The sequence below is a fragment of the Pseudomonas sp. HMSC057H01 genome, from assembly GCF_001836405.1.
Lineage (GTDB): Bacteria > Pseudomonadota > Gammaproteobacteria > Pseudomonadales > Pseudomonadaceae > Pseudomonas > Pseudomonas aeruginosa.
Map to the genome: position 1 here is coordinate 115,693 of NZ_KV828524.1, position 21,664 is coordinate 137,356.

The following is a 21,664-nucleotide window of genomic DNA, read 5'->3' on the forward strand; positions in this document are numbered from 1 at the left end:
GGATTAGTCCTTGGTCACGCGGTTGACTTCCTCCAGGCTGGTGATCCCCTGCATGGCTTTCAGCAGGCCTGAGGTGCGCAGATCGTTGAAGCCTTCTTTGCGGGCTTGCTCGGCGATCTCGATGGAGTTGCCTTCCTCCATGATAATCCGCTGCAGGGCCGGGGTGTTTTTAACCACTTCATAAATACCGACACGGCCCTTGTAACCGTTCTTGCAATGGTCGCAGCCCACCGGCGAATAAAGCTTGAAGGTGCCGATCTTGTCTTCCGGGAAGCCCTCGTGAAGCAGGGTTTCCCTCGGCACCTCGTGTTCTTTCTTGCAGTGCGAGCAGAGTTTTCGCGCAAGGCGCTGGGCGATGATCAGATTCACCGAGGTCGCCAGGTTGAACGCTGGCACGCCCATGTTCAGCAGGCGGGTCAGGGTCTCGGCGGCGCTGTTGGTGTGCAGGGTGGACATCACCATATGCCCGGTCTGCGCCGCCTTGATGGCGATCTCGGCCGTCTCCAGGTCGCGAATCTCGCCGACCATGATCACGTCCGGGTCCTGGCGCAGGAAGGCGCGCAGCGCCTGGGAGAAGTCCATGCCCTGGCGCGGATTGACGTTGACCTGGTTGATGCCTTCCAGGTTGATCTCCACCGGGTCTTCGGCAGTGGAGATGTTGATGTCGGTGGTGTTGAGGATGTTCAGGCCGGTGTACAGGGAGACCGTCTTGCCCGAGCCGGTGGGCCCGGTGACCAGGATCATGCCCTGCGGCTGCTTGAGCGCAGCCAGGTAGAGTTCCTTCTGGTCCTCCTCGTAGCCCAGGGCGTCGATGCCCATCTGCGCGCTAGAGGAGTCGAGGATCCGCATCACGATCTTCTCGCCCCACAGGGTCGGCAGGGTGTTGACGCGGAAGTCGATGGACTTGGTCTTCGACACGCGCATCTTGATCCGCCCGTCCTGCGGCTTGCGCCGTTCGGAGATATCCAGGCCTGCCATCACCTTGAGTCGCGCGGAAATACGGCTGGCCAACTGGATCGGCGGCTTGGCTACTTCATGGAGCATGCCATCGGTACGGAAACGTACGCGGTAAATCTTTTCATAGGGCTCGAAATGCAGGTCGGAGGAGCCGCCTCTGATCGCATCCAACAACATTTTGTTGACGAAACGCACCACTGGGGCGTCGTCTGTCTCTGCACTGGAATCATCATCCTGGCTTGCGCCCGCACCGGAGCCGACATCCAGGCCTTCCAGATCCACGTCGTCCAGTCCTGCAAGGCTGTCAGTGGCATTTTCGAATAGTTTCTCGATGATGATGCCGAGCTTGTCATCCTCGACCAGGATGGCTTCAGTAGTCAGGCCTGTGCTGAACTGCACATCGTTAATCGCCTGGTGGTTGGCTGGATCGGAGATGCCGACGAACAGCTTGTTGCCGCGTCGCCACAACGGAACTACTCGATGCTGGCGCACCAGCTTCTCGCTGATTAGATCCTTGGGCAGACTGTCCCGCTCAAGGCTGTTCAGGTCGCAGTAGGCGATACCGAATTGATCCGCAGCCAGTTCGATCAAGGCCTGCCCTTTCACTAGCTTGCTCTGTACCAGATAGGTTACCAGCGACAACTTGTTGCGCTGGGCCTGCGATTGGGCCTGTTGGGCGGCCTTTTCATCGAGAAGTTCATGCAGGACGAGCTGGCGAGCCAAGCCGCTGAGTTGAATTGTGTCGTTCATTGGGAGTGGTCGCATAAGGCTAGATATGCTGCCTTATAACGCAGAAGAGGAGGGCTGCCAAACCGAGAAGGTCGGACTGCCGAAAAGCGTCACATATTGTCGGTTTGTGGGGCTGCCGCTGGAGGGGAGAGGCTGAACCGGCTTCGTAGCTATGGAGTTTTCAGGTTGGCATGCAAGATGCTTTATGATCGTCAGGCGTTAGGCCTGGATATATCAATGGAGAGATACATGAAAGCTCAGAAAGGCTTTACCTTGATCGAACTGATGATCGTGGTTGCGATCATCGGTATTCTTGCTGCCGTCGCTTTGCCGGCATATCAGGATTACACCATTCGTGCTCGCGTGACAGAGGGGGTTGGTCTGGCTGCCAGCGCCAAGACGCTTATTGGCGATAGCTCTGCCACTGCCGGTGAGCTAGCCGCTTCGGCAAGGGTCTGGAATGCTCAAGCCGGTAACGCCGGTGCTACCAGTAAGTATGTGACCTCTGTGCGAATTGCAGAGGCGACTGGTGAAATCACTGTTACTTTCAATGCCACAAACGTGGGTAATATTCCGGCTGACTCTACCCTGGTATTTACTCCCTATGTGCAGAATGCTGCCGGTGCCCCGACTCAATTGGGTGCCAGTTATGCTGCCGGTGTGACTGGCTCTATTGACTGGGGTTGTGCATCGGAATCCAATGCGGTTTCCAGTGGTCCCGACCGCAATATGCCTGCCCTGACTGCAGGTACCCTGCCGGCTCGTTTCGCTCCGAGCGAATGCCGCTAATAGGCTAATGCTGAAAAGAGCCCCTCCTAAGAGGGGCTTTTTTTATGTGGGAGAGTGGTTATAGTGCATTTCGCTGGAAGTCGTTGGAGAGCCTTTTCTATCCATCTACTCATTAGTCTGGCAATTTTTATCGTATTGCTGGCAATCATCTGTTTGTGGTGGTATCCCGGTGCTTTGTTCGAAATAGCAGGAGGATGGCAGGGGGTGCGCATCGTTGCCGCTGTCGACTTGGTTTTGGGGCCATTGTTGACTCTGGTTGTCTATGATATGAGAAAGCCAGTCATGGAGTTAGTGCGTGACTTGGGTGTCATTGCTCTATTTCAGTTTTCCTGCCTGTCGGCGGGAGTTTATGTTGTCTATCAGGCGAGGCCGCTTGCTCTTGTTCATGTGTTTGATACGTTTCATGTGTTGAATAGGGCGTCTTATCTGCAGGCTGGCCTTTCTTCTGAAGAGTTGATGAGGTTTAAAGTGTTTTCTCCTGAGTATTTTTATATCGACTTGCCTGCGGAGAAAACCGAGTTCCTTGAACTGCATGTAAAAGGAATGCTCGATGGACGACCGCTACAGACCCAATTGGAGCGCTACAAGACATTGCCGGTGGTGGCAGGGCAAGTTGAGCGGATAGTGGGGAGGAATGCTCACTCCGTTGGGCCAGGTTGTATTCGTCTGGATATTGAAAGCGCCTACGAAACGGGAACGATCTGTTTCGATAAAGCTCGCCGTTTTTTCTTTGACTTCCGCAAGAGTGATGCTGCGACTTGATTTGCTTGGCTGCAGGGTGGTAGTTTGCTCGCCGCCGCCGGATTAGCTCAGTCGGTAGAGCAGCTCATTCGTAATGAGAAGGTCGGGGGTTCGATTCCTCTATCCGGCACCAGTCGCATAAAAAGCCCCGCTTCGGCGGGGCTTTTTTCGCCTGCGATTCGTTCAGAGGGTGAGGCGCATGGACAGGTCGACGGCCCTGACATCCTTGGTCAGGGTGCCGATGGAGATGTAGTCGACGCCGGTCTCGGCGATGTTGCGCAGGGTGCCCTCGTTGATTCCGCCGGAAGCTTCCAGCTTGGCACGGCCGGCGGTGAGGGCGACGGCGGTGCGCATGTCGTCCAGGCTGAGTTCGTCGAGCATGACGATATCGGCGCCGGCCTCCAGCGCCTGGCGCAGTTCATCGAGGTTCTCCACTTCCACTTCCACCGGCTTGCCGGGTGCTATGCGCCGGGCTTCGGCGATTGCCCGATGGATACCGCCGCAGGCGGCGATGTGGTTTTCCTTGATCAGGAAGGCATCGTAGAGGCCGATGCGGTGGTTGTGGCAACCGCCGCAGGTGACCGCGTACTTCTGCGCGAGGCGCAGGCCGGGCAGGGTCTTGCGGGTGTCGAGCAGCTTCACCGTGGTGCCTGCGACCAGGTCGGCGTAGTGCTGGCTGCGGGTGGCGGTACCGGAAAGCAGCTGGAGGAAGTTCAGCGCGCTGCGCTCGCCGGTGAGCAGGGCGCGGGCCGGACCTTTTAGCTGGAACAGCATCTGGTTCGGCTCGACTCGCTGGCCGTCCTCCACCTGCCAGGTCACCAGCACTCGGGGATCGACCTGGCGGAAGACCTCGTCGACCCAGGCGCGGCCCGCGATCGTCGCGTGCTCGCGGGTAATCACCCGGGCCTCGGCCTCGCGCTGTGGATCGATCAACTGAGCGGTAAGGTCGCCGCCGCCGACGTCTTCCGCCAGGGCGGTGCGGACGTTGGCCTGGATTTCGCCTTGGAGGTCGGCAAGGGTGAGGTTAGGCATGGCGGGCTCCTGTACGAGATCGGGCGATTATACGGAGCGCGGCGGACGGCGTCTGTGCCTACCTGGGCGCCGGTCGGGACGGCCGCCATTCATCGGCCTTCGCTTGTGTGAAGAGAGTCATGTCTATAGGAAAACCCTCTATCTAGATTTGAAAGTATCTCTATAATGAATGTAGATACTTGTTTTTGACGCCTGGAAATTGACGTTACGGACGACGCCAATCGATCCTCTGTGCCCGATTTTTGCCATTCCATGCGCGGCCGCGAGGGTGGCAGGAGAGTCCCGATGCAGAACGATGCCAATGTGGTGCACCTGACCAGGGTCGCTTCCGAGCCGTCGCCGAACGCCGGAGCGGGGCGCCTGCCGGTCATCCTCGTGCAGGTGCGCGACAAGGCGGCGCTGCAGCTGAAACAGGCGTTGCAGGCGTTGTTCGACAACGCCGACGACACCCTCTTCGAAATGGCCGACCGAGCCACCAGCAACCTCGAACAGAACGCTTTCTTCGAAGCCATGCGCGACCTGCGCCTCAAGCGCAAGAGTATCGAGCGGGTCTACCTGCAGAAGGTCTTCGAGGAGTTCTCGGCGCTCAACCAGGTACAGTCCGGCAAATCCGTGCCGACCCTGGATACCGTGTCCTTCGATAGCCTCAGCCTGGTACAGAACGAGGAACTGGAGGAGTCCGTCGCGGTGGACGCGATGGTGGCGCGGGTGATGAGCCGCGATGCCTCCGCGCTGGCCCACCTGAGCACCCGCCTGAACACCCTGGTCGGCCGGAAGGTCGACGAGAAGAGCAATCCCCTCGCTCCGCGTCCGCTGACCTCGGCTTTCCTCGATGCCTGCCAGGGGCTCGGCGTCGAGATCAAGGTCAAGCTGATCATTCTCAAGCTGTTCGAGAAGTACGTCCTGGCCCATTGCGACCAGTTGTACGCCGAGGCCAACCAGATCCTGGTCGCTGCGGGCGTGCTGCCGGAACTCAAATCCGCGCTGCCGCGGCGTCAGCCCGCTGTCCGTCCCGAAGCGGTGCGCGATGCCGGGACCCTGCAGGCACAGGCTGCGCTGCTCGACGGCGGTCAGCAGGAAGTCTTCGGCGCGCTGCAGGAACTGCTGGCGCAGGTCCGCGACAATCCTTCCTTCTACCGTCGCGAAACGCCTGAGAATGCCGCGCCGATTTCCAGCAACGACCTGATGCGCCTGCTTTCCCACCTGCAACAGCACTTGCCGGGCCCTGGCGCCGCGGAGTTCGACGTCCGCGACGGGGTCGACCAACTGCTCCAGCGGGTCAGCCACAAGAGCGGCCGTTCTCGGGTGGTCGGCCAGGTGGACGATGACGTCATCAACCTGGTGTCGATGCTGTTCGAGTTCATTCTCGACGACCGCACCCTGCCTGATTCGCTGAAGGCCCTGATCGGTCGGATGCAGATCCCGATGCTCAAGGTGGCCCTGCTCGACAAGACCTTCTTCAGCCGCGGTAGCCATCCGGCGCGTCGCCTGCTCAACGAGATCGCATCCGCGTCGCTGGGCTGGGCCGAACACAATGATGCCCGGCGCGACAGCCTGTACCAGAAGATCGAACAGGTCGTGATGCGGCTGTTGAACGACTTCGTCGACGACCCGGCGATCTTCGCCGAGTTGCTGGAGGACTTCATTGCCTTCACCGGCGACGAGCGCCGCCGCAGCGAGCTCCTCGAGCAACGCACCCGCGACGCCGAGGAAGGCCGCGCCAAGGCCGAACTGGCTCGTCAGGACGTGGAGCAGGTGCTGAACCAGCGACTGCTCGGCAAGGTCCTGCCGGAGGTGGTGGTGCGCCTGCTGCGGGATGCCTGGAGCAAGGTGATGCTGCTGATCTGCCTCAAGCATGGCAAGGCTTCGGCCGAGTGGCGGGAGGCCCTGGATACCATGGACGAGCTGATCTGGAGCGTCGGCCCGCATGATGATCCGCTGTCCCGCCAACAGTTGCTGGAGCGCGTGCCAGGCCTGCTCAAGGCGCTGCGCGAGGGATTGGCCAGCGCAGCCTTCGATCCGTTTTCCACCGGAGAATTCTTCAGCCAGCTGGAAACCCTGCATGTCCAGGGCCTGCAGCGCGACAAGCGCGGCGAGGCGGCGGTCGCGGACAGCCCGCTGCTCGACGAAGCGACCCCGGGCACGGCCGCGGAAAAGCCCCGGGCGCCGGTCATGCTGCGGGTGGTCGAGGAAATTGTCCTGACCTCGCCGGACGCCGCCCCGGCGCCTGTCGAGAGCGAAGTGCGCCTGCCGGACAACGACGAGGCACTGCTGCGGGTCGATGCGCTGCGTGTCGGCAGTTGGGTGGAAATCCAGGAGGACGCCGAGCACAAGCTGCGCTGCAAGCTGGCGGCAGTGATCCGGCCCACCGGTCGCTACATCTTCGTCAATCGCACCGGGATGAAGGTCCTGGAAAAGACCCGCATGGGCCTGGCGGTGGAGTTTCGCCGGCAGGCGGTACGCCTGCTGGACGATGCCTTGCTGTTCGACCGGGCCCTGGAGTCGGTGATCGGCAACCTGCGGCGCCTCAAGGGCGCCTAGCCGCTTCTCGAGGACCCGGCGGATGCCGGGTCTTTTCGTTCTTGCGGGTAATACCTTTCCTCGACGCATGTCGAAGCGGCCGATCCAGAGCCCGCCTGATCGTCATTCCGGCGCCGCTGGATTAGAGTGGGGGCTCGTTCAGGAGCCCGTATGCATTTCGATTCCGTTACCGGCTGGGTCCGTGGCGTCCGCCACTGCCCTTCACCGAATTTCAACCTGCGTCCGCAAGGGGACGCGGTGTCGCTGCTGGTCATCCACAATATCAGCCTGCCGCCGGGACAGTTCGGCACCGGCAAGGTCCAGGCGTTCTTCCAGAATCGTCTGGACCCGAACGAACATCCCTATTTCGAGGAGATCCGCCACCTGACGGTTTCCGCGCATTTCCTCATCGAACGCGACGGCGCCATCACCCAGTTCGTCTCCTGTCACGACCGCGCCTGGCATGCCGGGGTTTCCTGCTTCGACGGTCGCGAGGCGTGCAACGACTTCTCCCTTGGCATCGAACTGGAGGGGACCGACACGGAACCGTACACGGACGCGCAGTACACTGCCCTGGCCGGGCTGACGCGGCTGTTGCGCGCGGCCTTCCCGGGGATCACCCCGGAACGCATCCAGGGCCACTGCGATATCGCCCCGGAGCGCAAGACCGATCCCGGCGAGGCTTTCGACTGGTCGCGCTACCGCGCCGGATTGACCGATTCCAAGGAGGAAACATGACGTTCCTGGTGTTGCTGCTGGCTCTTGCGCTGGAGAAGTTCTCCGGCTGGCGCCGGCGTATCCAGCGCGATGGCGCCTGGCTCGCCTGGCTGAGCCTGGTCGAGGACCTGCCCTCGGTGTCCCGCCGCTCCTGGCTGGGGCTGCTGCTCGCGGTAGTCCTGCCGTTGCTGCCGCTGGCCCTGCTGCTGACATTGCTGCAGCCGCTGGCCTATGGCTGGCTGAGTCTTCCGCTGCATCTTCTGGTGGTGGTCTACAGTCTCGGCCGCGGCGACGTCATGGCCGACCTCGGGCCGTTCCGCGACGCCTGGCGGCGCGAGGAGGCCCAGGCTGCCTTCCATGTCGCCGAACGCGATCTGGGGATCCTGGGCGGCAGCGAGAGCGACCTGATCGGCCGGGTGCACGGCCATCTGCTCTGGCAGGGCTACCAGAGCTTCTTCGCGGTGATCTTCTGGTATGCCTTGCTCGGCCCGGTGGCGGCCCTGGCCTATCGCCTGCTGGCACTGGCGCTGGAGCACGCCCGCCAGCCGGCGTTGCGCGAACAGGCGGCGCGCGTCCGGCATATCCTCGACTGGTTGCCGGTGCGTGCGCTGGTGCTGAGCTTCGCCCTGGTCGGCAACTTCCTCGCGGTTATCCGCGTGCTGCTGCACTGGCTGCTGGCCTGGGACATCTCGGCGGCCGCGCTGCTGGGCAAGGCCGGACGGGTCGCCAGCGATGTCGAAGCGGTCGAACTGGGTGCCGCCGGCGTCGCCAGCCTGGATGCGCTCTGGCAATTGCTGGTGCGTGCGGCCGTGCTCTGGTACGCCGTGTTCGCCTTCTGCGCGCTGTTCCTCTGAGCGTAGCGACGGGGAATCCGCTTGCGATTCCCCGTTAACCTTAAGTTACAGAACACCAGGCCGATATCGGGTACACAGGTGAACGTGTCCGCATGATTTCGAAAGGCCATTACCGAGCGGACTCCGTGCGTCAATGTCGCCACGCGGCGGCATCTCTCAGAACGATAAGAACAATCAGGAGACGTCTGGGTGAAGACCGTACTCTATCCCGCTATCGCGCTGATGAACCGGCTCAGCTTCGGCATGAAGTTCGGCCTGATCAGCGTGCTGTTCTTCCTGCCGCTGCTGATCACCAGCTTCTATCTGGTGCGCGATGCCTATCGCCAGTTCAGCGACACCCGGATCGAACTGCAGAGCTTGACGCTGCTGGGTAGCGGACTTCAGATCCGGCGTGGCCTGGAGTCCCTCAACGATCTGTTGCAGATCAATGCGGTCATCGGCCAGTCCGGCAAGGCCGGCGATCTGGAAGCGCGCATCGCGGACGTCCAGAAGGGGCTGCGCGGGCGGCTCGAGGCGCTGGCGCCGCTCAGCGAGGATGGTGCGGCGGTAGCCGAATTCGAGGCCCAGCGCGACCGGTTGCTCAACGGCTTGCAGGCCGTGGAGGCCGAAGGGTCCCTGCAGGGCAAGGGCGCACGGGCGGAGAAGCTGCTCGGTAGCGCACAGGTATTCATCAAGTTGCTCATCGCCCAGGCCGGGCTCAGCCAGGACAGCCAGCGCCAGGTGCGCCAGCTCAGCGAGCTGGTCGGCTCGATAACGCCGGAGGTGACGGCGGCCATCAGCAAGGGGCGCGCCATCGGCGCCTACTCCCTGGGCCAGGGTTTCCTCAATTCGTCCTCCAGCGCGCGGCTCGACGAACTGCTGCTGGAGTTCGAGAAACTGCATGGCGAGTACGGCCTGAAGCTGCAGGAGTCCCTGGCCGGCAGCCCACCGGCGCTCGAGGAGGCCGCCCAGGCCAGTCGCGAGACCCTGAAGAGCCTGGGGCAGTTGTTCGAGGACCGGGTGATCGTGGCCGAGACGCTGGATACCCCGTGGACGCAGTTCTACGATCAGGTCAGCGCGGCGATGGACAAGACCTACCAGCTCGACGACGCCGTTCTCGGCTATCTCGATACCCAGTTGCAAAAGCGCCTGCAACAGGTGCGCACGCAGATGCTGTTGCTAGTCGCCGCGCTGGCCGTGGTTTTCGCCGCGATCCTATACCTCTACGGCGGTTTCTACGTCTCCACCCGCGCCACCCTGAAGGATCTCGGGCGAATGATGGAGCGCGTCGCCGGCGGCGACATGACGGTCAGCTTCCAGGCCCGCAGCCGTGACGAACTGGGCGAGCTGGGACAATCGTTCAACGAGTCGGTGGCGAAGATCCACGACCTGATCGAGCGGGTCAGCCAGACCGTCGGCGAGGTCGAGCGGCAGACCCTGCGCGTCGAGTCGGTGTCGGCCGAAAGCAACCAGGCGGTAGCCGGGCAACGCAGCCAGATCGAGCAGGTGGCCACGGCGATGAACCAGATGGCCGCTACCGCCCAGGAAGTGGCACGCAGCGCGGCGATGGCGGTGAGCAGCGCGAACAGCGTGAACCAGGAAACCCTCAGCGGGCGCAGCCTGGTCGAGTCGCAGGTGGGTAGCATCCAGCGCCTGGCCGGCGAGATCGACCAGTCGGTGGCGGCGATCAATCGCCTGGCCAGTGACAGCGCCTCGATCAGCCAGGTGCTGGATGTGATCAAGGGCATCGCCGAACAGACCAACCTGCTGGCGCTCAATGCGGCGATCGAGGCCGCTCGTGCCGGGGAGCAGGGGCGCGGTTTCGCGGTGGTGGCCGACGAGGTGCGCACGCTGGCCAAGCGCACCCAGCAATCCACCGCCGAGATCGAACAGATGATCCTGCGCCTGCAGGGCGGCGTCGATGCGGCGGTGAAGGCGATGGGCAGCAGCCACCATACCGCCGATGGCACGGTCAACGAGTCGGCGCAGGTGCAGCAGGCACTGGAGAATATCCTCGGCGCGGTGGGCATGATCGTCGACCAGAACCAGCAGATCGCCGCCGCCGCCGAGCAACAGACCGCCGTGGCCCACGATATCGACCAGAACATCGTCGAGATCAACCAGGCCGGCGAGCGCACCGCGGAAGGCGCCAGCCAGACCGAACGGGCCAGCCGCGAACTGGGCGCCCAGGTGACCCAGCTGAAACGCCTGATCGGTGCGTTCCGGGTGTAGGCGCAAGGCCTGCGCGGGACGTTTTTCGTCCATCCGATTGAACGCTGGGCGGACGGGGACATCCCACTGTCATGCACATGGGGTAAAGGCTGAGCAGGTCAATCCGGCGGTGCGACAGGCGGAGGCGAAATCGCGGCATTTTTTTATTGATCTCGCGTCCCCTTGGTCCTAAAGTTCGCGCCCGAACGTCCATGCTGGAAACGATCCATCCGGCTCAAGTACTGACGACGAGAGATCGCCTTGTGGCAAGGCGACGTCCGCTGCTCAAGCGGCCAGGTCGTCGCGCGGGACACGCGCGCGACCTACCAGGATGAACAGGCGGTGGCTGCCGGCAGGCAGGTGATACTCGGCGACATGCCTTGGGAAGTAGGCGAACCAAAGTGGGGAAACGGATTAGACGTTCAGCTTCACCCCTACGAATCCATGTGTTTTGCCATTGGGAGTCCCAACCATGTCCATCAAGGTCGAGGATTATTTCGCCCCTGAAACCTTCCAGCGCATGAAGGCCTTCGCCGACAAGCAGGAAACCCCCTTCGTGGTCATCGACAAGCAAACCATCGCCGATGCCTACGACCAACTGACCGACTGCTTCCCCTTCGCCAGGATCTACTACGCGGTGAAGGCCAATCCCGCTACCGAAATCACCGAGCTGCTGCGCGACAAGGGTTCGAACTTCGATATCGCCTCGATCTACGAACTGGACAAGGTGATGAAGACCGGCGTCGGTCCGGAGCGCATCAGCTACGGCAACACCATCAAGAAATCCAAGGACATCCGCTACTTCTACGAGAAGGGCGTGCGCTTGTTCGCCACCGACTCCGAAGCCGACCTGCGCAACATCGCCAAGGCCGCTCCCGGCGCCAAGGTCTACGTGCGTATCCTCACCGAGGGCTCGACTACCGCAGACTGGCCGTTGTCGCGCAAGTTCGGCTGCCAGACCGACATGGCCATGGACCTGCTGATCCTGGCCCGCCAGCTGGGCCTGGAGCCCTACGGCATTTCCTTCCACGTCGGTTCGCAGCAGCGCGACATCTCGGTGTGGGACGCGGCGATCGCTAAGGTCAAGGTGATCTTCGAGCGCCTGAAGGAAGAAGACGGCATCGTCCTGAAGATGATCAACATGGGCGGCGGCTTCCCGGCCAACTACATCACCAAGACCAACGACCTGGAAACCTATGCGGAGGAGATCATCCGCTTCCTCAAGGAGGACTTCGGCGACGACCTGCCGGAAATCATCCTCGAGCCGGGCCGTTCGCTGATCGCCAATGCCGGCATCCTGGTCAGCGAAGTGGTGCTGGTCGCCCGCAAGTCGCGGACCGCCGTGGAGCGCTGGGTCTATGCCGACGTCGGCAAGTTCTCCGGACTGATCGAAACCATGGACGAGTCGATCAAGTTCCCGATCTGGACCGAGAAGCAGGGCGAGATGGAAGAGGTGGTGATCGCCGGCCCGACCTGCGACAGCGCCGACATCATGTACGAGCACTACAAGTATGGCCTCCCGCTGAACCTGGCGAGCGGCGACCGCCTTTACTGGCTGTCTACCGGCGCCTACACCACCAGCTACAGTGCGGTGGAGTTCAACGGCTTCCCGCCGCTGAAGGCGTTCTACCTCTAGCGCAGTCGCCTCTGTTACGAAGAGCCCCGCCTCGGCGGGGCTTTTTCATGTCGCTCTGGAAGCCTCGCGGCGCTCGTGCCAGCCTTGTTCGACAACCCATGACAAGGACGCCGACATGACAGGTAACGGTGTTTCCCTGGTGACCCTCGGGGTCGCCGATCTGGCCCGCTCCTCTCTCTACTACCAGGCGCTGGGCTGGCAGCCCTCTTCGGACGGCAACGAGCAGGTGGTATTTCTCAAGGGCCGCAACCTGGTCCTCGGCCTCTACGGACGCAGCGCCCTCGCCGAGGATGCGCAGGTGGAAGATCGTCCGACCGGCTTCGCGGCTATCACCCTGGCCTGCAACTGCGCCTCGCGGGACGAGGTGGACCGTCTGTTCTCCGCAGCTACGGCGGCCGGCGGGCAGGCGACCAAGATGCCGCAGGAAGTGTTCTGGGGTGGCTACTCCGGATATGTCGCCGACCCGGATGGACACCTTTGGGAAATTGCCTACAACCCGTTCTGGCCGTTCGACGAGCAGGGCAACCTGGTCTTGCCCTGAGGGCGCTACGGATGGAAAAACGCCCCGCTCGGCGGGGCGTTTTCTTTGGCGGCGGTCAGCCTTCGTTCGGCTGGCGGGACGGTGCGCGCGGCGTCGTTGGCGCGGGTCGTCCGGCCTGGGCGACCTGCTGCCCGGCGTCGGCCTTGTCCAGCGGCAGCTTGTCGAAGTCGCGCAAGCCATTGTGGGCATAGGGGTTGCCGATCCAGCGGACTTCATGCTGGAAGTCGTTGCTCACCAGGCTCTTGGTCGGATCGAAGAGGTCATAGTTGAGGCCGGCGAGGTCGGACCAGGTATGGATCAGGTCTTCGCTGCTGTAGCGTCGGTCGACCAGGGCCTGCAGGTCGCGTGGGTGGGTCTGCTGCCAGCTGGGCGAAGTCCAGACCAGGAAGGGCACGGTGTACATGCCGCGGGTCGGGTCGCCTTCGTTGCGGCCGAGGCGGTCGTGCGGGGCTTCGTCGAAGACTTCCTCGCCATGGTCCGAGAGGTAGACCAGGAAGCCGTTCGGATCGCTGTTGGCGAAGCCCTTGATCAGGCTGGAGACCACGTAGTCGTTGTACAGCACGGCGTTGTCGTAGCTGTTGTAGACCTCCACCTGGTCGTCGCTGAGGGCCGCCGGGGCGCCCTGGCGGTCGACGAAGCGAGCGTAGTCGGCGGGATAGCGGTACTTGTAGTTCATGTGGGTGCCGAGCAGATGGACCACGATGAACTTCTTCGGCGCCGGGTCGTCCAGCACCTTGGCGAAGGGCGCCAGCACCGCGCCGTCCAGCTGGCTGGCGTTCTGGCTGCGCTGGTTGTTCAGGTAGAACTGCGCATCGGTCTGCTGGGCGAAGGTCGTCAGCATGGTGTTGCGCTTGGTCATAGTCTGCTGGTTGGTGATCCAGAAGGTTTTGTAGCCGGCCTGCTTCATCAGGTTCATCAGCGACGGATCGGTGAGGAAGCGGTCGGGATGCTCCTGGTCAGCGAACGTTAGCACCTGCTGCAGCACCTCGATGGTATATGGCCGCGACGCCACCACGTTGTTGAATACCGTGAGGTTCCGGTTCGCGGCCTTCAGTGCGTCCAGCTGCGGGGTCGTTTCGCGTGGATAGCCGTAGAGGCTCATGTGCTTGCGCGACGTGGATTCGCCGATCACCAGGACCAGCGTGCGCGGCGTATCGCCATTGGCATCGACGAGGTTCTTCAGCGGCGGTAGGGCCGCGTTCTTTTGCAACAGCGCCTGCATGCTGCCCAGTTGCTGGCGGTATTGCTGGTAGCCGATCAGCAATTGCCAGGGCACCGCCGGTTCCATGCGCGCCTGGACCTTGTCCAGGGCTTCGTCGAAGGGCCGGCCCTGGCTGACCAGTTGCTTGTAGAACGGATAACCGATGGTCGCGACGATCAGCAGCACCGCCACCGGCAGGGCGCTGAAGCGCGGCAGGTAGACCGGGCGCAGGCGGCGCCAGAGGAGGATGGCGACCAGGCTGTAGAGCACCAGGCCGAGGGTCATCCAGGGGTTGAAGTACTGGCTGAAATATTCGCTGGCCTCGGCGGTGTTCGACTCGAACATCACGAAGATCACGCTTTGCGAAAATTCCTGGTGATAGATGCCGAAATAGCTCAGGCCGACCAGCGAGGCGGCCCACAGCACCAGCCCGATGACGGCGGCCAGCGGCTTGGTCCAGCGCGGGAACAGTAACACCGGCGCAAGCCAGATGGTGCTCAGCACCATGGCGTTGCGGAAACCGGAGAAACCGCTGTTGCCGGAGGTCAGCAGGAGCAGTTGGGTGATACCGGAGAAGAACCAGAAGAACAGGAACAGCCAGCCCAGGCCGGCCCAGTCGATGCGATTGCGCGTAACGCGTGGTGGGGTGGGGGACACGATAGCCTCGTTCGATGGATCGGAGGCGCGATCGTCGTTCGCCTCGATGAAACGGCGAGGGTAGGGAAAGGCTTGTCAAAAAAGTGTTATGTGGGCGTGAACAAAGGGTCGTGCGTTGTTCGTCAGGCGGGCAGTCGTGCGTGCCCGTGACGTTCGAGCGCCTGTTCCAGGGCCTCTCGATCGGTGTCGTCGCCCAACTGCGCCGCGCGTCGGTAGTAGGCCAGCGCCAGGCTGCGGAACGGTGGGTGGGCCGACTGCTCCAGGCCATGGCGGGCGCTGCGCAGGAAGTTCAGGTTGCCGCCTTCGAGGGCACGCCGGAGCCAGGTTTCGGCTTCGGCATGGCGGCCCGAGGCGCTGAGCATCGCGGCGTGGCTGAACTGGCCGCGAAAATCACCACCCTCGGCGGAGCGTCGATACCAGTGCGCAGCTTGCGCCAGGTCGCGAGCGACCACCAGGCCTTCTTCGTGGTAGCGCCCCACCAGGTTCATCGCTTTCGCGTGGCCCTGCTCGGCCGCTTGCCGATACAGCGCATAGGCGCGCGGCTGGTCCTGGGGCACCCCGCGGCCGGTAGCGTGAAGATTGGCCAGGTTGTAGCGGGCCCAGTCGAGGCCGGCCTGGGCGGCGATCCGATAGTGGACCGCTGCCGCGGCTGGATCCGCCGGGCCGCCCCAGCCATGTTCCAGGCAGCGAGCGAGCATATTGCGCGCCATTGCGTGGCCGTGCCCGGCGGCGATCGCGAACCAGGTCCGCGCCAGGGGCGGGTCGCGCTGGATGCCTTGGCCGTCCAGAAGGATCTGTCCGAGCAGGGCCTGGGCTTCCGTCAGGCCCTCGCGCGCAGCGCCGAGGATGGCCTGGGCAACCTCGCCCGGGGTACCGGCCAGTTGTGCGGCGAAACCTTCGGCGTCCAGTGCGTCGTGACGGAGCAGCAGGTGGCGCATGTTCAGAGTTCCGACCAGCGCCGCAGGAGATTGTGGTAGGTGCCGGTTAGGCGGATCAGCGAGGGATGGTCGGGCACGTCGTGGGTGAGTCGCTGGATCGACTGGTCCATTTCGAATAGCAGGGTGCGCTGACTGTCTTCGCGGACCAGGCTCTGGGTCCAGAAGAACGAGGCGTAGCGCGCGCCGCGGGTGACCGGATTGACCTTGTGCAGGCTGGTGCCGGGATAGAGCACCAGATCGCCGGCGGGCAGCTTCACCTGTTGCAGGCCGTAGGTGTCCTGGATCACCAGTTCGCCGCCGTCATAGTCCTCCGGGTCGCTGAAGAAGAGGGTCGAGGACAGGTCGGTACGGACCCGCTCGCGGCCGCCATGGACGTCGCGCACGGCGTTGTCGATGTGGAAGTCGAACGAGCCCCCGCCGGTATAGCAGTTGAACAGCGGCGGGAAGACCTTGAGCGGCAGGGCGGCGGACATGAACAGGGGATGGTTCCACAGGCGCTGCAGCATGGCTTCGCCGATCTCCCGGGCCAGCGGGTGGTCCTGCGGCAGTTGCAGGTTGTGCTTGGCCTTGGCCGATTGGTAGCCGGCGGTCGCCTTGCCGTCGGCCCATTCCGCCTGCTCCAGGGCTGCGCGGATCCGGGAGACTTCCTCGGCGGTGAAGATGGCGGGAATATGCAGCAACATGGCGCTGTCCATGAAGGCGAAATGATTGCCAATGATATTGATTTGCATTGGACATGTAAAACCGCCAGAGGTTGTAGACGAGCGAGATGGGAAAAAATGTAATGAGAAAATTGTAAAGAATGTAAATTCCTGTCGAATGCGAATCCGTAATAATTGATAACAATTCTGATCTGCAATAAATTCCGCGACCTTCACAGCTCCCGGGGAGGGGTTTCGAATGTCGCGTCAGTCCACGGATACCGCCGTTTCTTCGCAACGTCTGCTGGCTTCTGCCATCGGTGTCGCCATCACCGCCATCGCCGCACCGCAGGCAGCCCACGCCGACGAGGCCGGGCAGAAAAAGACCGACAAGGACCGCGTACTGTCGCTGGATGCGGCCACCATCGTCGGCGAGCAGCAGGACGAAACCACCTATAACGTCGACCGCTCGGCGTCGAAGAAGTACACCGCGCCGCTGCTGGATACGCCGAAGACCGTCACCGTGATCCCGCAACAGGTGATCAAGGACACTGGCGCCCTGACCCTGGCCGACGCACTGCGCACCACCCCGGGTATCACCTTCGGCGCGGGCGAGGGCGGCAACCCCGCAGGCGACCGGCCATTCATCCGTGGCTTCAACGCCGAGAGCGATACGTTCCTCGACGGTATGCGCGACGTCGCCTCGCAAACCCGCGAGGTGTTCAACGTCGAGCAGATCGAGGTCAGCAAGGGCCCGGGCTCGGCCTACACCGGCGCCGGCTCCACCGGTGGCAGCCTGAACCTGATCAGCAAGACCGCCAAGCAGGACAACTTCACCGACGCCGGCTTCACCTGGGGCTCAGACCAGACCCGCCGCACTACTCTCGACGTGAACCGGATGATTGGCGACAACGCCGCCTTCCGCCTCAACCTGATGAAGCACGATGCCCACGTCGCAGGGCGCGACGAAGTCAGCGTCAGCCGCTGGGGCGTGGCTCCGACCGTTACCTTCGGCTTCGACACGCCGACCCGCGCCACCCTGTCCTATTACCATCTCAGCACCGATGACATGCCGGACTACGGCCTGCCGCTGACCAACGTCAACCGCAGCAAAGCCAATCCGAGCAAGCCGGCCTCGGTGGATCGCGATAACTTCTATGGCCTGAAGGACCGCGACTACCGCAAGAGCACCACCGACAGCGGCACCTTCCGCATCGAGCATGACCTGAACGACAACCTGACCCTGTCGAATAGCACCCGCCTGGTGCGCACGACGCTCGACTACATCGTCAGCAACCCCGACGACAGCCGTGGCAACGTTGCCAACGGCTACGTCTACCGTTCGGCGAAAAGCCGCAATTCGACCTCGAAGGGCTGGGTCAACCAGACCGACCTGAAGGCCAACTTCGAAACCGGCTTCATCAAGCACACCCTGGTGACCGGCCTGGAGTTCAGCTACGAGGACGTGCACAACCGTCCGTACGCCATTACTTCCGGTGGCGGCGCCGGCAACACCTGCAATGCACGATTGCTCGCTAGTGGCGACTGCACCAGCCTGAATCGCCCGACTCCGGGCGACAACTGGACCGGCAGCATCACCGACGGCCTGGCCTATACCGATACCGACACCAAGACCAGCGCGGCTTATGTGTTCGATACCCTGAAGCTAAGCGAACAATGGGAGCTGAATCTCGGCCTGCGCTACGACGACTTCGATACCAAGTCCAGCGGCTACCAGACGGCTGGCCGCAACGGTCCCGCCGGCTACTTCAAGCGCGAGAACAACAGCCACTTCTGGAACTACCAGACCGGTCTGGTCTACAAACCGGCGCCCAACGGCAGCATCTACCTGGCCTGGTCGACCTCGAGCAACCCCACCGGCGAGACCGGCGGCGAGGGCCAGGCGGACATCAGCGTAGGCAACAACGGGTTGGATCCGGAGCGTAACCGCAACCTCGAACTGGGTACCAAGTGGGCCTTCTTCGACGATGCTCTGTCGCTGAACGCCGCGCTTTTCCGCACCGACAAGACCAATGCCCGGGTCGCTTCGCCGGATGTTTCCACTCTTCAGGTACTGGACGGCGAGCAGCGGGTGCAGGGCGTCGAGCTGGGCTTCAATGGCAAGCTGACCGAGAAGTGGAAGGTCTTCGGCGGCTACACCTACCTCGACAGCGAAATCCGCAAGTCGACGGTGAAGAGCGACGAAGGCAACAAGATGCCGCAGACCGCGCAGAACAACTTCACTCTGTGGACCACCTACGATCTGTTGCAGAACTTCACTATCGGCGGTGGTACCACCTATGTGGACAAGCAGTACGGCAACACTGCGAACTCTACCTATATCCCGTCCTACTGGCGCTATGACGCCATGGCCAGCTACAAGGTGAGCAAGAACGTCGACCTGCAACTGAACGTGCAGAACCTGACCGACAAGCGCTACTTCGACCAGGTCTACAGCACGCACATGGCCCACGTTGCTCCGGGCCGCACGGCATTGCTCGGGGTGAACTTCCACTTCTGACTGCCGCTCTCGCTCCCCACGAAAGCCCCATTCCCCCTGCGGGATGGGGCTTTCCCGCATTCAGGTGGGTAAATAGAGCGTAAAGAACGTTAATTCGGCTTTATCGCAACTGATTATCAAATAGAATTGCCCGCCGACGTCCTCGTGTCGTCTGGCCGGCGCTTGGCGTCGGCGTAGTCCCGTTGTTGCCGCGCGGCGGCCGTGAAGGTGATCCTGTGAAGAAAGTCTGGTTCCAGTTGCATTGGTTCTTCGGCATCAGCGCCGGCCTGGTGCTGGCGCTGATGGGCGTCACCGGAGCGACCCTGTCGTTCCAGGACGAACTGATGCGCGCGCTCAACCCTGACGTGCTGGTGGTGCAGAAGCGCCCCGAGGGCGTGCTGCCGTTGGACGAACTGGTGCGCCGTATCGAAGGCGCCGAGCCGGGGCGGAAAGTGGCCTTCGTCTGGGTCGAGATGGACAGCGACAAGGCCGGGCGGATCTTCTACACCCCGCCGCCGGGACAGCGCCGCGGCGAGTCGCGCTGGATCGATCCCTACACCGGGGCTTTCGTCGGCGAGCCGCGCGGGGAGGGTTTCTTCAACCTGATGATGCAACTGCACCGTTTCCTCGCCATGGGCGAGTACGGCAAGCAGGTCACCGCCGCCTGCACCCTGATCCTGATCTTCTTCTGCCTGTCCGGTCTCTACCTGCGCTGGCCGCGCAAGGTTTTCGACTGGCGCGCCTGGCTGACCCTCGACTGGTCGCGCAAGGGGCGCAGTTTCAACTGGGACCTGCATGCCGTGGCCGGCACCTGGTGCCTGGCGCTCTACCTGCTGGCTGCGCTGACCGGCCTGTACTGGTCCTACGAGTGGTACCGCAACGGCCTGTTCAAACTGCTCGACGACGCGCCCGCCGGCCAGCAGGCGCAGCGCGGCAAGCCGGGCGGACGTGGCGAGCGCCCGGCCGATGCGGCTCCGCTGGTGGTCGACTACGCGGCGGTATGGAACAGCATCCGCCAGGCCGGCGGCGACCGCTTGCAGGCCTACAACCTGCGCCTGCCACCGGCGGGCGGCCAGCCGGCGACAGTGTTCTATCGCCTGACCGACGCGCCGCACGAGCGTGCCTTCAACACCCTGACCCTGGACCCGGCCAACGGCCAGGTGAAAAGCGACCAGCGCTATAGCGACCGTTCTTTCGGCAGCCAGTTGCTGGCCAGCGTCTATGCATTGCACGTAGGCAGCTATTTCGGCATGGCCGGACGCATCCTGATGATGCTCGCCAGCCTGGCGATGCCGCTGTTCTTCATCACCGGCTGGCTGCTCTACCTCGACCGCCGGCGCAAGAAACGCGCGGTACGGGCGAGCCGCGCCGACCTGGGCGGCAGCGCCGGCGCCAGCGGCGAGCCCTGGTTGATCGGCTACGCCAGCCAGAGCGGTTTTGCCGAGCAACTGGCTTGGCAGAGCGCCGGCCAGTTGCAGGCGGCCGGGTTGCCGGTGCGGGTCGAATCGCTGGCGCGCCTGGATGCCGGGCAACTCGCCGAGGCGCGCAAGGCGCTGTTCGTGGTCAGCACCTTCGGCGACGGTGAGGCGCCGGACAGCGCCCGCGGCTTCGAACGCAAGGTGCTTGGCCAGGCCGCCAGCCTCGATGGCCTGAGCTACGCCCTGCTGGCCTTGGGAGATCGCCAGTACGAGCAGTTCTGCGGCTTCGCCCGGCGCATGCAGGGCTGGTTGCAGGGGCAGGGCGCGCGGAGCCTGTTCGCCCCAGTGGAGGTCGATGATGGCGACGCCGCGGCCCTGCGCCAATGGCAGGAAAGCCTGGCCGAGGTGACCGGCGGTGCCGCCCCGGCGGCCTGGGAAGCGCCGGCTTTCGAGGTCTGGTCGCTAGCGCGGCGGGAGTGCCTGAACCCTGGCAGCCAGGGCGAGTCGACCTGGCTGCTGGACCTGCGTGCGCCGGCCGACAGCGCCATCCAATGGCGCGCCGGCGATCTGCTGGAGATCGTTCCGCACCAGGCGCCCGCGCGCATCCGCGAATGGCTGCAGCGGCATCACCTGGACGGCCAGGCGCGGGTGGCGGTCGAGGGCGTCGAGCAGAGCCTGGAGCAGGCCCTGGCCGGGCGCCTGCTGCCGGATTCTTTCGAACACCTGGTCGGCTTGCACCCGCAGGCGCTGCTGGATGCGCTGATTCCGCTTTCCGTGCGCCAGTACTCCATCGCGTCGCTGCAGAGCGATGGCGACCTGCAACTGATCGTACGCCAGGAGCAGCATGCCGACGGCAGCCTGGGCATCTGCTCCGGCTGGCTCACCGAGTACCTGCCGCTCGGCGCCGCGCTGACCCTGCGCCTGCGCCGCAACGCGGGTTTCCACCTGCCGGAGGATGACGTGCCGCTGATTCTCATCGGCAACGGCACCGGGCTCGCCGGCCTGCGCAGCCTGTTGCGCGCCAGCATTGCCGCCGGGCGCAAGCGCAACTGGCTGCTGTTCGGCGAACGCAATTTCGCCCACGACTACTACTGTCGTGCGGAGTTGGAGCAGGCCCTGGCCAGGGGCGAGCTGCAACGCCTGGACCTGGCCTTCTCCCGCGACCAGGCGGAGAAGATCTATGTCCAGGACCGCCTGCATGAAGCGGCGGATGAACTGCGGCGCTGGATCGACGAGGGCGCGGCCTTGTACGTCTGCGGCAGCCTGCAGGGCATGGCCGGTGGTGTCGACCGGGTGCTGCGCGAAGTGCTCGGTGAGGAGGCCTTGCAACGCCTGGCCGACGAAGGACGTTACCGGCGCGACGTGTACTGAACGGATGAATGAAAAAGGCTCCCAAGGGAGCCTTTTCGTTGCCAGTTGCTGGGACTGCCGGGCTTTCCGTGGCGTAGGGCGAATAGCCGCAGAGCGGTTATCCGCCATTTCGGCGGGGTATCGGCGGATGACGCCGTTGGCGTCATGCGCCCTACGGAGCTATCGGACTTCGCGCTGTCCGTGGCGTACGTCGAACAACCGCAGAGCGGTTATCCGCCATTTCGGCGGGGTA

General features: G+C 63.3%; 15 protein-coding genes, 1 tRNA gene and 1 pseudogene. 12 read left to right on the forward strand and 5 right to left on the reverse strand.

Translation table 11 applies throughout. The annotated features are described in order from the left end of the window. Positions 1 to 3: 3 nt before the first annotated feature. Positions 4 to 1,707 (reverse strand): type IV-A pilus assembly ATPase PilB, encoded by a 1,704-nt coding sequence (pilB, locus tag HMPREF2581_RS30380; RefSeq protein WP_003141354.1) that lies wholly within the window; start codon positions 1,705 to 1,707, stop codon positions 4 to 6. Between the two features lie 228 nt (positions 1,708 to 1,935). Between pilB and HMPREF2581_RS32735 the strand changes: the two genes are divergently transcribed. From HMPREF2581_RS32735 to HMPREF2581_RS30390, 3 genes are all read left to right on the forward strand, one after another. Then, a complete protein-coding gene (locus HMPREF2581_RS32735) occupies positions 1,936 to 2,475 on the forward strand; it encodes a pilin (protein ID WP_003141352.1) in 540 nt (179 codons plus the stop codon). Between the two features lie 63 nt (positions 2,476 to 2,538). Then, complete coding sequence (locus tag HMPREF2581_RS30385) at positions 2,539 to 3,237, forward strand: hypothetical protein (protein WP_016254081.1); 699 nt, start codon at positions 2,539 to 2,541, stop codon at positions 3,235 to 3,237. A 36-nt stretch (positions 3,238 to 3,273) separates the two neighbouring features. Next, positions 3,274 to 3,349, forward strand: a tRNA-Thr gene (locus HMPREF2581_RS30390). Between the two features lie 50 nt (positions 3,350 to 3,399). On the opposite strand, the gene nadC is transcribed toward HMPREF2581_RS30390, so the two are convergent. Beyond that, positions 3,400 to 4,248 (reverse strand): carboxylating nicotinate-nucleotide diphosphorylase, encoded by an 849-nt coding sequence (gene nadC, locus HMPREF2581_RS30395; protein WP_003141348.1) that lies wholly within the window; start codon positions 4,246 to 4,248, stop codon positions 3,400 to 3,402. A 285-nt stretch (positions 4,249 to 4,533) separates the two neighbouring features. Between nadC and HMPREF2581_RS30400 the strand changes: the two genes are divergently transcribed. The 7 genes and pseudogenes from HMPREF2581_RS30400 to HMPREF2581_RS30425 all read left to right on the forward strand — a co-directional run bounded on the left by HMPREF2581_RS30400 (position 4,534) and on the right by HMPREF2581_RS30425 (position 12,706). Then, positions 4,534 to 6,789 (forward strand): DUF1631 domain-containing protein, encoded by a 2,256-nt coding sequence (locus HMPREF2581_RS30400; protein ID WP_003134886.1) that lies wholly within the window; start codon positions 4,534 to 4,536, stop codon positions 6,787 to 6,789. Positions 6,790 to 6,939: 150 nt separating this feature from the next. Then, complete coding sequence (gene ampD / locus HMPREF2581_RS30405) at positions 6,940 to 7,506, forward strand: 1,6-anhydro-N-acetylmuramyl-L-alanine amidase AmpD (protein ID WP_003112844.1); 567 nt, start codon at positions 6,940 to 6,942, stop codon at positions 7,504 to 7,506. Beyond that, positions 7,503 to 8,339 carry a regulatory signaling modulator protein AmpE gene (gene ampE / locus HMPREF2581_RS30410; RefSeq protein ID WP_003141346.1) on the forward strand — a complete coding sequence of 279 codons (837 nt, stop codon included), beginning with the start codon at positions 7,503 to 7,505 and terminating at the stop codon, positions 8,337 to 8,339. The genes ampD and ampE overlap by 4 nt, the downstream gene beginning before the upstream one ends. Positions 8,340 to 9,488: 1,149 nt before the next feature. Further along, positions 9,489 to 9,692: pseudogene (locus tag HMPREF2581_RS33900) on the forward strand (HAMP domain-containing protein); the annotation flags it as partial. Between the two features lie 153 nt (positions 9,693 to 9,845). After that, positions 9,846 to 10,550, forward strand: a complete 705-nt coding sequence (locus HMPREF2581_RS33905) for a methyl-accepting chemotaxis protein (RefSeq protein ID WP_369700337.1) — start codon at positions 9,846 to 9,848, stop codon at positions 10,548 to 10,550. A 451-nt stretch (positions 10,551 to 11,001) separates the two neighbouring features. After that, positions 11,002 to 12,165 (forward strand): type III PLP-dependent enzyme, encoded by a 1,164-nt coding sequence (locus HMPREF2581_RS30420; protein WP_003094617.1) that lies wholly within the window; start codon positions 11,002 to 11,004, stop codon positions 12,163 to 12,165. A 115-nt stretch (positions 12,166 to 12,280) separates the two neighbouring features. Next, positions 12,281 to 12,706, forward strand: coding sequence for a VOC family protein (locus HMPREF2581_RS30425; protein ID WP_003094613.1), 426 nt, complete (start codon positions 12,281 to 12,283; stop codon positions 12,704 to 12,706). Positions 12,707 to 12,761: 55 nt separating this feature from the next. Here HMPREF2581_RS30425 and HMPREF2581_RS30430 read toward each other — a convergent pair whose 3' ends face one another. From HMPREF2581_RS30430 to HMPREF2581_RS30440, 3 genes are all read right to left on the reverse strand, one after another. Beyond that, on the reverse strand, positions 12,762 to 14,564 hold the full coding sequence (locus tag HMPREF2581_RS30430; RefSeq protein ID WP_003141345.1) for a phosphoethanolamine transferase CptA: 1,803 nt from the start codon (positions 14,562 to 14,564) through the stop codon (positions 12,762 to 12,764). A gap of 122 nt (positions 14,565 to 14,686) precedes the next feature. Then, entirely contained in the window at positions 14,687 to 15,502 is an 816-nt protein-coding gene (locus tag HMPREF2581_RS30435; protein WP_003141344.1) for a tetratricopeptide repeat protein, read from the reverse strand. Between the two features lie 2 nt (positions 15,503 to 15,504). Beyond that, on the reverse strand, positions 15,505 to 16,185 hold the full coding sequence (locus tag HMPREF2581_RS30440) for a Fe2+-dependent dioxygenase (protein WP_003110338.1): 681 nt from the start codon (positions 16,183 to 16,185) through the stop codon (positions 15,505 to 15,507). 217 nt (positions 16,186 to 16,402) lie between these two features. Here HMPREF2581_RS30440 and piuA point away from each other — a divergent pair, with 217 nt between their 5' ends. Together piuA and HMPREF2581_RS30450 are read left to right on the forward strand one after the other, a co-directional pair. Beyond that, positions 16,403 to 18,664: a TonB-dependent siderophore receptor PiuA gene (gene piuA / locus HMPREF2581_RS30445; RefSeq protein ID WP_003116241.1), complete on the forward strand. Its 2,262-nt coding sequence runs from the start codon at positions 16,403 to 16,405 to the stop codon at positions 18,662 to 18,664. Between the two features lie 215 nt (positions 18,665 to 18,879). Further along, positions 18,880 to 21,432 (forward strand): PepSY domain-containing protein, encoded by a 2,553-nt coding sequence (locus tag HMPREF2581_RS30450; RefSeq protein ID WP_003141343.1) that lies wholly within the window; start codon positions 18,880 to 18,882, stop codon positions 21,430 to 21,432. Positions 21,433 to 21,664: the final 232 nt, after the last annotated feature.

Bases quoted from the DNA above. Each gene is read 5' to 3' on its own strand.
- pilB (WP_003141354.1), bottom strand. From the start codon at position 1,707: ATGAACGACACAATTCAACTCAGCGGCTTGGCTCGCCAGCTCGTCCTG.
- HMPREF2581_RS32735 (WP_003141352.1), top strand. From the start codon at position 1,936: ATGAAAGCTCAGAAAGGCTTTACCTTGATCGAACTGATGATCGTGGTT.
- nadC (WP_003141348.1), bottom strand. From the start codon at position 4,248: ATGCCTAACCTCACCCTTGCCGACCTCCAAGGCGAAATCCAGGCCAAC.
- HMPREF2581_RS30400 (WP_003134886.1), top strand. From the start codon at position 4,534: ATGCAGAACGATGCCAATGTGGTGCACCTGACCAGGGTCGCTTCCGAG.
- ampD (WP_003112844.1), top strand. From the start codon at position 6,940: ATGCATTTCGATTCCGTTACCGGCTGGGTCCGTGGCGTCCGCCACTGC.
- ampE (WP_003141346.1), top strand. From the start codon at position 7,503: ATGACGTTCCTGGTGTTGCTGCTGGCTCTTGCGCTGGAGAAGTTCTCC.
- HMPREF2581_RS33905 (WP_369700337.1), top strand. From the start codon at position 9,846: ATGGCCGCTACCGCCCAGGAAGTGGCACGCAGCGCGGCGATGGCGGTG.
- HMPREF2581_RS30420 (WP_003094617.1), top strand. From the start codon at position 11,002: ATGTCCATCAAGGTCGAGGATTATTTCGCCCCTGAAACCTTCCAGCGC.
- HMPREF2581_RS30425 (WP_003094613.1), top strand. From the start codon at position 12,281: ATGACAGGTAACGGTGTTTCCCTGGTGACCCTCGGGGTCGCCGATCTG.
- HMPREF2581_RS30435 (WP_003141344.1), bottom strand. From the start codon at position 15,502: ATGCGCCACCTGCTGCTCCGTCACGACGCACTGGACGCCGAAGGTTTC.
- HMPREF2581_RS30440 (WP_003110338.1), bottom strand. From the start codon at position 16,185: ATGTTGCTGCATATTCCCGCCATCTTCACCGCCGAGGAAGTCTCCCGG.
- piuA (WP_003116241.1), top strand. From the start codon at position 16,403: ATGTCGCGTCAGTCCACGGATACCGCCGTTTCTTCGCAACGTCTGCTG.